The sequence below is a fragment of the Syntrophaceticus schinkii genome, from assembly GCF_000946815.1.
GTDB lineage: Bacteria > Bacillota > DSM-12270 > Thermacetogeniales > Thermacetogeniaceae > Syntrophaceticus > Syntrophaceticus schinkii.
This window is the reverse complement of record NZ_CDRZ01000043.1, coordinates 1-15,020: the sequence shown is the minus strand read 5'-3', so window position 1 is coordinate 15,020 and position 15,020 is coordinate 1. Positions and strand designations below refer to the sequence as shown.

Annotated in this window: 17 protein-coding genes and 1 pseudogene; 13 read left to right on the top strand and 5 right to left on the bottom strand. The window is 47.9% G+C overall.

All coding sequences use genetic code 11. The features are described from left to right. The first annotated feature begins 27 nt into the window (after nt 1-27). Together SSCH_RS21645 and SSCH_RS18795 are read left to right on the top strand one after the other, a co-directional pair. Entirely contained in the window at nt 28-156 is a 129-nt protein-coding gene (locus SSCH_RS21645; protein ID WP_408645684.1) for a hypothetical protein, read from the top strand. After that, entirely contained in the window at nt 132-305 is a 174-nt protein-coding gene (locus tag SSCH_RS18795; RefSeq protein WP_232294192.1) for an ABC transporter permease, read from the top strand. The genes SSCH_RS21645 and SSCH_RS18795 overlap by 25 nt, the downstream gene beginning before the upstream one ends. Here SSCH_RS18795 and SSCH_RS03300 read toward each other — a convergent pair. Continuing rightward, a complete protein-coding gene (locus SSCH_RS03300) occupies nt 302-931 on the bottom strand; it encodes an Rpn family recombination-promoting nuclease/putative transposase (RefSeq protein WP_052835248.1) in 630 nt (209 codons plus the stop codon). The two genes, SSCH_RS18795 and SSCH_RS03300, sit on opposite strands and share 4 nt — an antisense overlap. A gap of 382 nt (nt 932-1,313) precedes the next feature. Here SSCH_RS03300 and SSCH_RS18055 point away from each other — a divergent pair, with 382 nt between their 5' ends. From SSCH_RS18055 to SSCH_RS03275, 5 genes and pseudogenes are all read left to right on the top strand, one after another. Further along, nucleotides 1,314-1,472 (top strand): hypothetical protein, encoded by a 159-nt coding sequence (locus tag SSCH_RS18055; RefSeq protein WP_156972072.1) that lies wholly within the window; start codon nt 1,314-1,316, stop codon nt 1,470-1,472. 120 nt (nt 1,473-1,592) lie between these two features. Continuing rightward, nucleotides 1,593-1,799 (top strand): hypothetical protein, encoded by a 207-nt coding sequence (locus SSCH_RS18050; protein WP_156972071.1) that lies wholly within the window; start codon nt 1,593-1,595, stop codon nt 1,797-1,799. Between the two features lie 198 nt (nt 1,800-1,997). Beyond that, nucleotides 1,998-2,066 (top strand): annotated as a pseudogene (locus tag SSCH_RS22240) (SEC-C metal-binding domain-containing protein); the annotation flags it as partial. A gap of 395 nt (nt 2,067-2,461) precedes the next feature. After that, the gene (locus SSCH_RS16150) at nt 2,462-3,376 is read left to right on the top strand and encodes a Mu transposase C-terminal domain-containing protein (protein WP_232294191.1); all 915 of its coding nucleotides are present in this window, start codon (nt 2,462-2,464) and stop codon (nt 3,374-3,376) included. Beyond that, a complete protein-coding gene (locus SSCH_RS03275; protein ID WP_052835246.1) occupies nt 3,369-3,788 on the top strand; it encodes an ATP-binding protein in 420 nt (139 codons plus the stop codon). The genes SSCH_RS16150 and SSCH_RS03275 overlap by 8 nt, the downstream gene beginning before the upstream one ends. A 214-nt stretch (nt 3,789-4,002) precedes the next feature. On the opposite strand, the gene SSCH_RS03270 is transcribed toward SSCH_RS03275, so the two are convergent. The 4 genes from SSCH_RS03270 to SSCH_RS18035 all read right to left on the bottom strand — a co-directional run bounded on the left by SSCH_RS03270 (nt 4,003) and on the right by SSCH_RS18035 (nt 10,163). Beyond that, nucleotides 4,003-4,386: a WapI family immunity protein gene (locus SSCH_RS03270; RefSeq protein WP_044664228.1), complete on the bottom strand. Its 384-nt coding sequence runs from the start codon at nt 4,384-4,386 to the stop codon at nt 4,003-4,005. Between the two features lie 18 nt (nt 4,387-4,404). Then, nucleotides 4,405-8,745 carry an RHS repeat-associated core domain-containing protein gene (locus tag SSCH_RS16145; RefSeq protein WP_052835245.1) on the bottom strand — a complete coding sequence of 1,447 codons (4,341 nt, stop codon included), beginning with the start codon at nt 8,743-8,745 and terminating at the stop codon, nt 4,405-4,407. 821 nt (nt 8,746-9,566) lie between these two features. Then, a complete protein-coding gene (locus SSCH_RS18040; protein WP_156972070.1) occupies nt 9,567-9,725 on the bottom strand; it encodes a hypothetical protein in 159 nt (52 codons plus the stop codon). A 45-nt stretch (nt 9,726-9,770) separates the two neighbouring features. Next, the gene (locus SSCH_RS18035; RefSeq protein WP_156972069.1) at nt 9,771-10,163 is read right to left on the bottom strand and encodes a hypothetical protein; all 393 of its coding nucleotides are present in this window, start codon (nt 10,161-10,163) and stop codon (nt 9,771-9,773) included. Between the two features lie 523 nt (nt 10,164-10,686). Between SSCH_RS18035 and SSCH_RS03255 the strand changes: the two genes are divergently transcribed. From SSCH_RS03255 to SSCH_RS03235, 6 genes are all read left to right on the top strand, one after another. Then, nucleotides 10,687-11,199 carry a hypothetical protein gene (locus tag SSCH_RS03255; protein WP_156972068.1) on the top strand — a complete coding sequence of 171 codons (513 nt, stop codon included), beginning with the start codon at nt 10,687-10,689 and terminating at the stop codon, nt 11,197-11,199. Nucleotides 11,200-11,284: 85 nt separating this feature from the next. Then, nucleotides 11,285-11,542 (top strand): AbrB/MazE/SpoVT family DNA-binding domain-containing protein, encoded by a 258-nt coding sequence (locus SSCH_RS03250; RefSeq protein ID WP_044664226.1) that lies wholly within the window; start codon nt 11,285-11,287, stop codon nt 11,540-11,542. Between the two features lie 10 nt (nt 11,543-11,552). Next, nucleotides 11,553-11,942, top strand: coding sequence for a putative toxin-antitoxin system toxin component, PIN family (locus SSCH_RS03245; protein ID WP_232294190.1), 390 nt, complete (start codon nt 11,553-11,555; stop codon nt 11,940-11,942). A 403-nt stretch (nt 11,943-12,345) separates the two neighbouring features. After that, nucleotides 12,346-12,606: a LytR/AlgR family response regulator transcription factor gene (locus tag SSCH_RS03240; protein ID WP_044664224.1), complete on the top strand. Its 261-nt coding sequence runs from the start codon at nt 12,346-12,348 to the stop codon at nt 12,604-12,606. Continuing rightward, a complete protein-coding gene (locus tag SSCH_RS21635) occupies nt 12,584-12,658 on the top strand; it encodes a hypothetical protein (protein WP_156972073.1) in 75 nt (24 codons plus the stop codon). The genes SSCH_RS03240 and SSCH_RS21635 overlap by 23 nt, the downstream gene beginning before the upstream one ends. A 132-nt stretch (nt 12,659-12,790) precedes the next feature. Then, on the top strand, nt 12,791-14,056 hold the full coding sequence (locus SSCH_RS03235; protein WP_232294193.1) for a sensor histidine kinase: 1,266 nt from the start codon (nt 12,791-12,793) through the stop codon (nt 14,054-14,056). Nucleotides 14,057-15,020 lie beyond the last annotated feature (964 nt).

Here is a 15,020-nt window from a genome sequence, read left to right as displayed (position 1 = left end):
GTCTCCGTAACAGAGCGCCGCCGGGAAATAGGAATCCGCAGGGCTCTAGGCGCCAAGCCGTCAACCATCCTGCTGCAGTTTTTTAGTGGAAGCCGTCTTAATTACCTTTTGGCGTGCGGATTGGGATCGGAGTGGTGTTCGGCATCTCCAAACTGATCGGAATATTCATTGAGCTGAAGCCTGTGATGACAGCCGGTATCATGCTGCAGTCGTCAATCATCTGCATCGCCGTGGGCATCATCTTCGGCATCATCCCCGCTCGCCGGGCATCCCGGCTGGATCCCATAGAGGCCATTTATCGTTAATGTTTAATCGCTTTAAGCTCCTCATCAGTTAAACCCGTCAGTTTTTTAACCTTCTCATAATCCATGCCGTCGCTAAGCAGCGCTTGTGCGACTTCCAGTTTTGCTTCCAGCTTTAACCGTTGATGCTTTTTTTTGATTTCCTCTTCAGTAAAGCTGATCATGCTTTCCACCTCCTCCGGATTCGTCAAATATTGTTCCAGTTTCTCACGATTTTCTTCCATTCCATAAGCTATGATGCGCAGCCAAGGAACCAATTGCCTGTATTCATCCCTTCCCAACGACTTAACAACGCCGATCCATTGTTTAAGCCGGTCGATCAGGTCTTCCTCGTCTTTCGCCTGATCCAAGTGAAATACGACAGCGATTAACCTGGAAAACTTTTTCAGGTCCTCTTCTGTGTAGCGGTGGATGTCTATCAGGGCATACTTGAAATCAACAAGATATTCCCCAAAATGTTGATACAGGTTAATGATTTCTTTAAAGTTGATGGGGACCGGCCAGGAAGAGGGTCCGTTGTAAACAACAATAGGCATGATCGCCGGGAGTCTGAAATCCTGTCTGTTCCTTCCTTCTTGGGGCGTATTTTTAAAAAAGTCTCTCCAAATCTCCAGCAGGAAAGCAAACAATTGCGAGGGGGCGTTTTCCCCCCGAGCTTGCTAGAGGGGTCTGCCGTCGTGTTCCCGTCGAAGTATTACCTGACACTCATATTACGGGTTCACTCTTTTAATCTGGAATCTATTATCGTTCTGGTCGGGGCAGGTATTTTATTTCATATGTCTCACCTTCCGTAAAGCGGAATTTCTTAGAGGCGTTACTATAGTGTAGAGCGGCAAAATTAAATCTTCAAAACCGGGATAAAAGCATCAAAATCAAAATAAAATCTGTTAATGCAATATAAAACTGATATAATCGTACAGCTAAAAACAGCAAAATGAAATCATGTCCATGTACTCAATCCGGGAAAATGATAAAATAGAACTTAAAATATAGAAGCATAGAGATTGGACTATGATAGATTACAAAAATATTGATAAAAAAATTATGATCGGCTATGACTATCTAATGGAAAGAAATGCAGTTAATTCCTGCGATGCCTGGTTAGATGCCTGGGTAGGCATTAAAGCAGCCATAATTGAAGCTCAAGTTAGCAATATCGGGGAATTATAAACCAAATATAATTGGACACAGTTTTTATCAAACTACATCCAGGATCTTGAGGCTGAGCTTCATAATGCCGGAATTTCGAATAAAGAATATTTTCAAAAAAGAATTATTTACTGCGAAGAAATGCTTGAACTATGCGGAGAAGACGAGGGTTTGCTGGTTGAAAACACCCGCAGAGCCATAGCCGATTCTCATTATTGCCTGGGTGAGAAGGAAAAATGCGATGAATTATACAGTAGATGGCTTGAGGATAACCCGGACTGGGGTTGGGGATACATAGGCTGGGCTAACTGCTATTGGTTTGATCGTTCAAAAAGACCCTTCAAATAATTGAGAAAGCGGCAGAGATTTTAAAAAGAAGCATTATCAAGAAAGAGTATAAATGATCGGGCGGATGTTCTGGAAAGAGCCATAGATTTATACGAGAAATTAGGGGAACAGGAAGAAGCAGCTATATTAAAGAAAGAGGCAAAGGCTTTTGCAAAACAGAATCCCCTGAAAGGTATAAATACGCCCATAAGGTCGGAAAGGGTTGGCAGGAACGACCCTTGCCCTTGTGGAAGCGGGAAAAAATATAAGAAATGCTGCGGAAGATAGCTGCAAATGCTGTGATTTTTTGGCTTCCTGCAAAAGATTACCTTTTTGAAAATTACTGCATATGAATTGTACCAGGCATATAATAAAGAGATTTGATCCCTCCAAATTCCCATGCCCTGTTTGCCGGACTAAACATCCAGACTGGAAGAGGCATGCTACCTACGAACGTTACATTTCAGCTTCCGCGATATATTCGTGGAGGGCACTGTTTTTAAAGAACAAAAAGATATGGCTGGGCCTGCTGGAAGATGCCTGCATAACTGCTGCGGATTATATCAAAGCATTTCTTGATAAATACATATATGTTCTGGAAGAATTTTACCTTGAATCAAATCTATCCTTTTTACAGACACCCCGGAAAAGGATTAATGCACATTCTCCCCCGTAATCCAATTATGACCATGACATTTATCACCAATCACATAAAACCGGAATTCATTTGCGGATTTGCCCCTGATATGATGCCTTCAGGAGGTGAAAATGTCATGAACGACATATCAAAGAAATCAAAGAACAAAAATCATAATGAAGCCATGGAAATCGCCCACCTGCGCTTTGCTGTTATTGCGCCGGTTATACAGGGCGTATTTACCGAGCCCACAAAAACGGCCTACTACAAAAAGGTAGCTGAAAAACCTTTAAAAATGCCGGATGGAAGGAGCGTGTTCTTAAATTACAACACTTTTGAAAAGTGGGAAGCCAGCTACAAACGTAAGGGTATGGATGGCCTTATACCTAAAGCCCGTTGCGATATCGGGATGTCGCGTGTGCTGCCGAATGAGGCGATTGATGAGATATACCGCCTGATTCAGCAGTTTCCCCGCATCAACGCCACCCTTATCTATACAAAACAAAAGAATACCTGGCTTAATGGCTTTGACTTGTCGCAGGTCAATTCACTCGAAGATTTGAACCGGCTTTTGGCTGACTATGTCAGAATGCGCAACAATTCTGTAAACCGCAATACGGGCGAGACTCCCATGGAACGGTATTCGAGGCATATTGACCGCATCCGGTTTCCCCAAAGCCGTGCATGGCTTGACGAATGCTTTATGAGCCGCATCATAAGAAAGGTGAATAATGATGCCACTGTTTCCATCGATTCTGTCATGTATGATGTGCCAATGCAGTTTATCCGGTCAAAGGTTGAAATAAGATACCTTCCCGATGATATGAAAAATGCCTATATCCTGCATCAGGGGAAGCGTTATCCCATTCGCCGCACCAATAAGCTGGAAAATTCCCGAACCAAAAGAGAAAAGCTGCCTTCGATAGATTATTCACTAAATGGGGGTTTTAAAGATGTATAACCATTTTTACGGCCTTACCTTCAATCCTTTTGATAAGTCGGCTCCCATTAAAACAGCTTTCCTATCAAAGGATTATACGGAAATGCAAAACCGCCTGTCCTTCCTTAAAGGCACCAGGGGCATAGGCCTTTTCACTGCTTCGCCCGGAATGGGCAAAACTTATGCCCTGCGCTGTTTTGCTGAAACCCTGAATCCCAATCTGAGCCGGATGATCTATACCTGTTTGGTTACCGGGTTTTATCGCCAAATGTGCGTACAGCTGGGCCTGGAGCCAGTCGGCCGCAAGACGGATATGTTCAGGTTGATTCAGGAACGAGTCAGAAGCTTGTTGAAAATATACTATTTAAATAACAACTTATTAGCTGTATTCCCGCCGGTTATAAACGGAAAGCCGATCGCTTCGTCAATGTAATTGCATTTGGCCATTTTCCCTGTAAGCGCTCCTCTAATGGTCTTTGGCTTAATCCAGTTCTTCGGATTGGCAGCCGCCCCGGATAGGTGTCCGTAAGATGAAATAAGTACGCCTATTAGGGTGCTGTAAATCTCTCTATTCCCGTCAAAGATCATGTTCTAAAAGTGTTGATTCGGGTATACCTTCGTTTTTCAAAGAACAAGCTAGGTCAAATCTACAGACTTGATTTTAAATTTTGTATTAAGGCACTTAGAGCAGTTTGGTCCGTACTATACTTAAACTTCATGCTATGCTCTTCATGGCTTCCACCAATTTGCCCTGTCATGTGTATGTGCCCCAATTTGTCCATTTCAAGGTTAATATGCGCATCTGAATCATTGTCATTTATTTCGCAGCATCCAGAGAGAGTCTCATACATCTTTGATAATACTTCGACAATAGACAATATATTTTCTTTTGAAATGCAGAAATGTGATGCACCTATAAATTCTCCTGATTGTACCTTGATATTAAATGTAAAGTAATCCTCAACTGTATATAGGTGTTCTATAATTAACTTTTTGCCGTCCGCATCAATAACTACATTATCTCCGTACATTATTTCCACCTCGCTATGTTATTTGAATTTAAAATCATCAAATGCCCCTGTTTTAGTATTATAAACATAATGAACTTCTACACCATTAACGTTTTTACTCATCTTAACCCAACCATCATTCACAAGCCACCTCGAATCAGACATTTTTACAGAAGTTAATTCCTTCGCACCCGCTAAAGGATTGGATTTAACCTCTTTCATTGCAAGTTGTTCCGTTAGGTTATTTGCCGTTGTACGACCAGTTGAACCTTTCCCTAAAATCTTAACTTCATTCCCCGCGCCCTTAGTTAACTGCTTCCCCGCGCTCTTCGCTCTTTCTATCACACGATTGACAGCACCTACATCGCTTAGGTACTTTATCCCCAGCCTACTTGCCTGGAAGATGTCCCCGGCTATGGGAACAGCGGCTACAGCACTCCACCCGAAATTGGTCCAGTCTCCCTCCGCGGCGTACCAGATAGCGTTTGTAGCGTCAAAATACATTCCTGCCCCAGGCCAAAATCCTGCCGCGTCGAAGGCTATATGCCCTGCTTCCCCCGACTCTACACATGTGCCGAAGGGGTCTACATAGCTGATGGGGTTGCCGTTGACATAGGCGTATCTGTTCAGGCTCTGCCCCTCGTCGATGCTCCCCAGCAGCACATCCAGGTTAATGAACCTCTTGATGTCTGGATTATAATACCTCGCCCGCATGTAATACAAACCGTTTTCATCGGTCATCACCCCGTACTGTCCGTTGTAGAGGAAGGGGGTGTCGGTTGAGCCGGTTCTGTTCACCAGTTCGCCGTAGGGGGCGTACTGGAATGTATCGGTGGCGGCGCCGTTCTGATCGGTCAGGGCGATGGTGCTGCCTCTCCGGTCGAAGTGGTAGCTCCGGTAGTTCCCGGCGGGGTCTTCTTGGCCTAGCAGGCCGAGGCCGTAGACGTAATATGTTTTGTTCCCCTGGGCGTCTGTTTTGATCAGGGTCTGGCTTAAGTCTGCTTGCGGGTTGATTGCGTAGCTGTCGTCTGTCTGGCTGACGCTGTCGGAAAGGCCGGTGCGGTTGTTCTCGGCATCATAGGAATATGTTGTGGTCCCCGCTTCTGTCAGGCGGTTGCGGGCGTCGTAGGTGAAGGTCTCCATAACGCCGTTCAGCGGTCCGCCTGTCATGTTGCCGTCGGGGTCGTAGGTCACTGTCTGGCTGTTGTAGGTGGCGACGCGGTTGTCGTTGGTGTAGGTGCAGACGGTGTCAGTCAGTGAGAAGGGCTGGGTAGAGGGGGTGGCCTGTTCTGTCAGCGGGTTGCCGGTATTGTCATAGGTATAGTCGTACTGAGAGATTACGCTGCCGCCGGAGGCGGTGTCTTTCTGCTGCAGCAACTGCCCGGCGTCGTCGTAGGTCAGGGTGAGCTGGGAGCCGTCGGGGCGGGTGGTTGCGGTCAGGCGGTTGTTCTGATCATATTGGTAGGCGGTGGTCCTTCCCGCCCAGTCGGTGACTCCGGTCAGACGGCTGCCGGGATCGTAGGTGTAGTGGACTTCTCTGCCACCGGGGTAGGTCAGCGTAATCAGGTTGCCGGCCTGGTCGTAGGCATAGGCGATAGTGTTCCCCTGGGTATCGGTATAGCTGGTCACCCGGTTGAGGGGGTCGTAGGCTCGGGTGATGACCCCGCTGCTGTCGCTGACGGTGAGCAGGTTGCCGTTGGCATCGTAGGTGTAGGTTGTAACGCCGGTCTGGTCGGTGAGGCTGCTCAGACGTCCGGCATCGTCGTACTGGTAGGAGGCGATCTGCCCCCTGGCATCGGTCACCTGGGCGAGCAGGCCCAGACTGTTATATGAGCAGGAGACATGGCTGCCGGATTCGAGGGTGGAGGCGGTCAGCCGGTCGGCGCTGTCGTAGGTGAAGTCTGTCTGGTTGCCGTTGGCATCGGCGAGGGATATGTGGTTGCCGTTGGCATCGAAGCCCTGAGTGGACTGGACGTTAGCGGGGTCTGTGACTGCAATCAAACGGTCCAGATCGTCGTAGTGATACTGGGTAATATGTCCGGCAGGGTCGACTGTTTGTGTCAGGCGGCAAAGATTGTCATAGGTATTGGTGGTAGTGCGGTTCAGGGCGTCGGTCTGTGTCAGGGGGTTGTTAAGGTTATCATAGGTAACGGTGAGGATGGTATTATCCAAACCATCCGTCCTGGCGGCGATGTTGTCAACGGCGTCGTAGCTGATTCCTGAGCTATTGCCATTGGCGTCGGTGGAGCCTGTCAGCCGGCCCTTGGCGTCGTAGTTCATATTGGTTTCATGCCCGAGGGGATCGGTGATTTTGATCAGGCGGTCTTCTCCGTCGTAATCGTAGGCTGTGGTGTTGTTCAGAGGGTCAGTTATGCTGATCAGCTTATTGTTGCCGTTGTAGATGCAGGTGGTGGTATTGCCCCTGGCGTCGGTAGCGGTGAGCATGTTGCCGCGGCAGTCGTAAGCGCAGCTGATCGTATTGCCCAGGGGATCTGTTCTGCTGAGCAGGTTGCCGCTGCCGTCGTAGCTATAAGTGGTAGTTTTGCCGGCGGCATCGGTGATGCCGGTCGTTCTGCCGGCCAGGTCGTAGCTGTAGGTGGTGGTCACCCCCGCCGGATCGGTGAGCGTGTGCGGCTGCCCGTTCTGGTAAGTATAGCTGGTGGTTCCCAAATTCGGGCTGGTTCTGGTCAGCAGCAGACCGTTGCTGTCATAGGTATAGGTGGTGGTGTGGCTCATGGCATCTGTGATGCTGGTATAATTGTTGGGGTGGCTGGCATCATCATAGGCGTAGGCAGTGGTTTTGCCGGCCGGATTGGTGGCGGTAAGCAGGTTGTTATTGCCGTCGTAGGTGTAAGTGGTGGTGTTGCCGGCCGGGTCGCTGGCGGTGAGCAGGTTGCCGTTGGCATCGTAGGTGTAGGCGGTAGTGCGGTTCAGGGGATCGGTGGCTGCGGTGCGGTTGCCGTCCGCGTCATAGGTGTAGGTGCTGGTCTGTCCCAGTTCGTCGGTCTCGCTGACCAGGTTGTAGTCACCGTCATGCACCAGGGTACGCGTATGGCCGTTGCGGTCGGTGTAGGCGGTGATCACATGGTTGGGCTGACTGGCTTCGTCGTAGCTGAATGTTCCCTGCTGGTGGCCGGATACCCCATCCTGCTGGACGATCACCCGGCCCTGGGAGTCGTAGGTGTTGGTGAACAGGGTGTGCCCGTCATGGTCCACGGCTGAGAGCACATATCCCTCGGCAGTGTATGTATAGGTTGTGGTATAGCCGCTGGCGTCGGTAACAGCGGTCAGGTTGTGGTCCGCGTCATAGCCGAAAAAGATCTGGCGGTTCTGGTTGTCGCTCACGGTGTCGACCAGGTTGTCAGCGTTGTAGTGGAGATTAAGAAAGCGACCGGAGACCGGCTCGGTGATCATGTCCAGGCGGCCGGAGGCGTCGTAGGTCATGTTGAAGGACTGTCCGTAGCCGTTCTGCAATTGGATGAGCCTGCCCGAAGAGTTAAACTGGTAGATGCTGTGGTCCTTGCGCGTCAGGGTGTAGGAGTTGTCCGCGTTCTTGACGAGTTCATCGTGCTTGGTCGGCAGGTCCGAAGACGAGTATTGACCGCCGGCTTTATCAAAGAGGTTGGAGTAGTTGGCGTTCCAGTGGACTCTGATACTGCCGCTGGTCAGAATTGTAAGGCGGGTCTCGTAGTCATGACCCCAGCCGTTGCCCAAAGGGCCCCTGTTGAGGAGTAGGGAGTTGTAACGAATGCTGAAGGCAAGCTCCTCTGCGCCGTAGCAGGTGAGCATGGTGCGCTCCAGATAGTGGGCGCCGGTAGCGCTGTCAACTGGCTCTGCGATGAAGTCTTTTAACCATTGATAAAATCCCTTTATTTTTGACACCGCACCTATGCCCGACGAGGAGGTGGCGGCCTTGGAGGCCATATAGATTCCCGAGTCGCCGATGTTATCATACCAGATTCCCTGGATCTGCTGACCGGTGCCGGTTACCGTTGCTGTAATATGCAACCTGTAACCGCTGGATGTGACGCCGAGCAGGGACAATGTCCCGCCGCTGTATGTGCCGCTGCATGTCCCTGTGAAGGGGCCGGAGGAAAATGTCCCTGTAATACTCGTGCCGCTCTGCGTCAAATTCATCCACCCGGCAAAAGCATTCCCGGCATAGGGTCCGCTGTTGACCTCAGCCTCTCCCGACCAATTTCCGGTGAGGTCCAACGGCTCAGCTGAGGCGATTCTAATGCCCATAAATCCGGGAAGAGAAGCGCTGAAAACGGTGATAACTAGTATCAAGGCGAGGATTGTCTTCGCTGTCAAACGAACTCTGCGCTTCTTGAAACAACCCTGGAATTTGCATGCAAGCAATTGCTTACTTATCTTCATAACGATCCTCCCCAATCTGTTAAATTGTGTGTGTTAGATATGCCGCTTTCGTCATGGCTCTGCTTGGAGCCACTCAGAACTATGTCCTGCGCTTTGATTTTGCCGTCTCCCTTTAGATCTCCGGACTGCACGCAAGACGAACTTAAAAGATTGCCGCCGGCGTCATATGAATATTCAACAGACTGTCCGCTCTCATATGTCACTGAAGTAAGCCGGCCCAGGTTATCGTAATTGTAGGTGTTGGTATTAGAGCTGTTTGGAGAGTTGCTTGGAGAACTGATTGGAGAACTGCTTGGAGAACTGCTTGGAGAACTGCTTGGCAAGGCATAGTTAAGCACCATAAAAAGGCAAACAAATATGGTCAAACAAATACTAATCATCTTTTTCATGTCGGCGTGATCCTCCTTTTGTTTGACAAAATTTGAACTCCTTTTTGTGGCAGTTCGATTATTATATTCCTTGGCGATTAATAGAACTCCTGCCAAATAATATCATTTAAAGTGTCTTTTAATGTCGCTTTTTGGTTTTTCTTAAACAGAGATAAATCACATTGAAGACCCCGCCGAGAACTACCGGAACTACCACTTCAACCGGAGAGGCAGCAGCATTGCTTTGACCGATCATAGCGGCGCTACTACCGATACATTCCAGTACGCCCTCTACGGCGAACTGGTGGTTGGCAGCAGCTTTAATTTTGCCAGGGGTTGGGTGAAAATCATCACGGTTATTGGTCTGTTTGGTTTTATCATTCTTTATATCTTGCTAAGCGTTACGTTCCTTAGTCCCTTACTTCCAAAGATCTTCGTAAAGTGGAAAGATAATTACGCAGTAGCAACCTCTAAACCAGCCAGGCTTAGAATAATAAAAAGCGCTTTTGTCTTTAGCCCGGTAGTGATGACAGCCTTCCCCAGTTTGGTGAGGTAGTATTTACGGGATCTAGCAACTCTTTTAATGAGGCCGTGGAGCAAAAGGCGCTTCAAACCTGGTGACCGATGCAGAGCTCAGGTCAGGAATGAATTTACGGATCATCTTGTTTTGAAAACCATTGATGTTAAACTCACCCGCGCCAGAACTTCAAAAATCTTCTGGTCGGCATGGCTGAAGAAATTGAAACCCTTATAACTCCTGTCATCCTTCTTGACGGGATCGGAGATTTTAGCAAGCTTCTTAATCCCGTCGCTGGGATCGTCAAACGTGGAGATGAATTCAAGATAGCGGCGGTTGGAGTCTTTGAGCAACTGGGCGAGGATGTAGAGGCTGTAGATGTTCTTCTTCATCGGGGCAACCTTGCTCTCTCTGCTCCCGTCATGTCGCTGGACTTCACGGTAGTGCCGGAACTGGGAGACATCGTTGGTAGTTGTTTCAATGCGCAAGACGATCCCGAACTTGTCGTACATCTTGATTGAGACCGCATCCATCTGGTGCTTGATTCTCGTGCCGAGAATGCGTGTGTTTCGCCCTGGTAGTTCCAGTGGAGTTTCCGCCCCAGGAAGGAGGCGATGTTCTCCGGTTTTACGGAGTGGACGACTGTACGCACCAGTGTTTCATAAATCGGTCCGAGATCGGCCTGTCTCTTGAAAACAATATCGGTGGCGTATTCCGCCTGCATGATGCTCCATCTATAGATTAACCCGTACCTTTGCAGAAACGGGACGTATCGCGAGGCCAGGATGTCCAGCACCTGGTGCAGGTCTTCCACCCGGATGCTGTCCGATAAGCTTTGCGCTTTTTCCCAGTCGTCGATCTGCAAGAAGGCGTTCTCTCTCAGTTGGCTGCCGATACCCTGCCGGGCCAATTTTGCAGCGAGCAGGTTGTGCCCGTTGAAGTAGAACTGTAGCCGGAAGGGGCACCAGGTGGGAACCCTGAGATAACATAGCCCGTACTCCTTGTCTATGAAGTAGAAGTAGTAGTGCAAACACTTTCCAGAATCATACCTGAGGGATGTCTTGCCGGTGGTCTTATCGTGCCAGGGTTTGTAAACGTGCATTTCTCCATTGCCGAGAAGATATGGACCAGGCCGGGCTCCAAGCACTCTACCTCATTTTCATTGTTCTGTGTGCCGGCCGCTGGCATGGATGTTTAGCTTATTTTTTTCCGATTAGTGTCTCACTCCCTGGGAGCAGTATAATACTTTCCATCGGCGCCGGACTGCAGGCCCAGGTGAGCGACTCGACGGTCAGCGAGAGCGTCAACACCCTCAGAGTGACCTACGAGCCTGACAAGCAGAGTATGATGCAAGCGGAGACTCCCCCCTTCCGCTATCAGGATTTCAGTGCCCTGGAGAACATCGATGGCGTAGAAAAAGTGGAGCAGAGCAATGATATGTTCAGCGGCATGATGGGCCTGCGCACAGAAGCGCAGTATTTCGAGCAGAAGGCCTATCTGACGCTTGAACTATACCGCAGCCAGCGCCCGCCATTAATGGCCGGCGGTTGTCCCATATTTTTCGAATAAGCTGTTGATATTTTTGCTCAGTTTGCGTATACTATTAATGTAATGAAAGTAAGGAGTACCTTGCTTATGAAAGGAGCGAAAATAAATGGAACTTGCGAAAATAACCTCAAAGGGACAAATAACTATACCCGTCGAGATCCGCCGAAAGCTGGGCGTCAAAGAGGGTGACAAGGTTTTGTTCGTTGAAGAGGCCGGAAAGATATATATTCTCAACTCTTCAATGGAAGCCCTCAAAGAAGCACAGGCCGCGTTCGCCGGTGAAGCGGAACGCGCCGGGCTGAAAAACGAGGATGATGTTGTCGCCATGATGAAGGAGTTTCGACGGGAAAGAACGGTAGAGTAATATGAGAGTCATGTTGGATACCAATGTGCTTATCTCCCTGCTTTTATTTTCAAATCCACGCATGAACGCCATGATGAAACGTATTTTCGCCGAGCACAAGCTTGTGCTGTCATCCTTCGTCTTGAATGAACTGAAAGATGTTGTACGGCGTAAATTTTCGGCAAAGGTGAAAGCGGTGGATAAGCTTCTGCTGAAAATGAGTTATGATATTGTTTACACGCCGGAGGAAATGGACGAAACACTGTTCAGCATCCGTGATGTGAAGGATTATCCCGTACTCTATACGGCGATCGTTGAGGATGTGGACGTTCTCATTAGCGGCGATAAGGACTTTGCCGATATTGAGATCGAAAAACCGGAGATAATGACCCCCGCTGACTTCATGGCGAAGTATCTCTGATTAAAAATCGAATATCTCGAGTCCTTTTACGAAATCAACTCACGTTGAGTTGGCTACTCCTGGATTTCCGCCCTTACATTTACATAACGAGGCTATGATAAAAAAGCCATAAAGCGCCACTTTATTTGCCAATAACATCGCTATTTTCAGTCGCACCGAAAGAACAATCTTCGGCTGCTAGAGTGAGGTTGCTACCTACACTGTAGTAAAAATACCATAGGCTAAGGCTCGGCTATACACGGCGGCTGACGAACACGAATTGTACTCCTCTGAGGAAACCCTAAATAACATATTGATCCAGACTATTCTCTCGACGCCTTTCGAGTGTACGCCTATGACTATATCCTAAAGCCGATCGATCAGAGAACGGGTAAAGACTACGGTTGCGCGCATCCGTCAGGCAATGCAAGTTTCGAATGAGGCTTTCGGCGGTTCTCCTTCCCGGACTCAGAACGCCAGGATAGCTGTAAATCAGGGTAACGAGATGATATTCGTAAGCTGCGATGATATTTATTATCTAGAAAAGCAGGGGCGCTTTGTCCAGATTCATACCAGGAATCAAAAGATAACAATCCGGGAAACCCTCAAGACTTTTGAAGAGCGGCTGAAAACAGGTTTTTTTTCGCTCACACAAGTCTTATCTGATCAACATCAGGCAGATTGATCGAGTGGTCAATTGCTCAAGATCTTCCTACTATGAGGTTTATTTTAAGTAACTACGGTGAACAGGCTTTGCTTAGTCGTGATCGTCTAAATGATCTCAATGACCTTATGGATCAGTTTGCACGATGACTGCGGATCTTCTTTTTTTCTGCATCTCCGTTTTGGGATATCTTTTCTTGTATTACATGCTGTTTTCCCTGGCGGGGAAAAAAGAACCCCCTTTCTTCCTCCTCTTGCTCTCTTTACTGACCTCGCTTTTTTTCTACGGCATCCGCCTCCTGCCTCTATATTTCGGAGTCCATTTCTTTTTACAGATGCTGTTTTTTATTATTCTGATTTATTTTTGTGGTCTGTCCTGGGGCGTATCATTTATCCTTGCCTTGCTGGCAGGCATTATTTTAGGATTGAGCGAGGGCGTATCCGTCACCCTGTTGGCCGCTGTTTTTTCATATAACATGAAAGAAATCGTTTTCTCCCCTTTGCTGCGCAACGTATTTGCCGTAGTACACCTATTTTTACTGGCTGTTCTGGCCTATCTTACCGGCAGGAGAGGTTGGCGGCTGCCGTTAACCGATCGGATGGCGGTATCACGAGGGGAGCGAGAGGGATACTCACCCGGCCGCAATTATCTTTTTATGCTGTGTCTCATACAGGCCATGATCCTGATTTTTCTGTATATAATCCTCTACAACTATTACAAAGAGGTGTTTCCGGGCTTTACCCTGGAAACACTGGGAATAATCTGCGGCGCTGTGCTTATCGCTTCATCCTTGCTCACTGTCCTTTTGGCAGGATATTTTTTAAAAATTACAGCACGCGAAGTCAGATTGGAAAGCGAATTGAGCCATCTCCAAGAAATGGACAGATTAAATTTGCAAATGCAAGTGGAACGGCATGAGTTCTGCAACCACCTGACCTCTGTATACGGATACATAAAAACAGAGCGATACAGACAGGCTGAAAACTACATTGAGAAACTATACGAGAATGTACGCCAAACAGAGTCTTTTCTGAGGATGAACCCCCCGCAGCTGGGCGCTCTGCTGAGTGTCAAGCAGAGGGATGCTGATGACCGCGGTATAGACTTTCACTGGCAGGTGGACATAGAAGCAGGCGTATGTCCGCTTTCGCCGGAGGAGCTGACGCAGATAACAGGCAATCTATTGGACAACGCCCTGGAAGCAGCCATACCTTCAGGGAGGGTAGATCTGTCGATAAAAACCAGCAAGCTAGGGTTACAGATAAAGGCATCCAATACGTGTGTGCCCCTTCCGCCAAGCGATCAGAACAAAATATATGCCGCCGGTTACACAACAAAGAAAGAACACAGCGGTCTGGGGTTATATATTATCAAGCAGATTGTAGAGCTAAATTGCGGACAGCTGGAGTTGAGAGAAGCGAAAGAATATTCAGGCGTGGAGTTTGTAATTCATATTCCCTGGAAGTGTTAATTCTAATTTGTAGATATAAAAGATATAACCAGCCCTCTTTTTTATAGGGGCTGATTTCTTTGATGCACAAAAATCGACGGTTAAGACACGAATATCGACGGTTCATGACGCTATTCCTACGTGTTGCGCACATCCTATTGTTATTATATTGCCATTCGTGGTAATATATACATGAAAATTAAAAGCAAGATGTGCCATAAAGAATCAATAGACAAAAAGCTAAAAGAACTAAAAAAGACCTTGACAAATACAGAAAGATTCCGAATTACTCATTATACACTGGCGGGAACCAGCGATAATCCGTAGGGTCTGTTCTCATTCCAGATGGAGTAAACGAGGTGTACTAAACGCTCGGCTACCGCTCCGGTAGCAACGCTGGACTGCTTTCCTTGGCTGCATTTAGCCCTAACCTTTCTACAGCTATCGCAGAATCACGGCAGAAATGCAGAATCAGATGGATGCAAATCAATCGTGAACGAGTGGAGACTGATGCGGGTGATAGAGATTCAAGGATTTGCCTGGGTCCCAACCTAAGTAAACTACTCTAAATATATACATCCGTATCTGTTGAAAGACATGAAAGTGAATCGTCTTGCTCATGTCTGGGATGGTGACATAATCTATAATTGCTTGAGACACGGATTCATGTATTTATTCGTTATCATTGACCGTTATATCGTGTTGCCTCTCACTCAATTTGACGCTGCAATTCTCACCGCCAATAACGGAAGAATTATAGCGACAGTCTGCCATAAAGTTGAGAATTCAGGTGCCAATCAAAGTCTAGCTAGATAATGCCAGTCAGTGTGCATAGTGTGGATAATGTAGAGATCCCCCAGCACCCAAACCAAACCTGTCATGGAATACTGAGAGGATCCTTACCCTTTAATTACCTTACCCCGCTGTCGCACGCTGCCTTTCCATATCAGCAAGAATACTGCCCGATCTCTTTAGTCCTCAACCA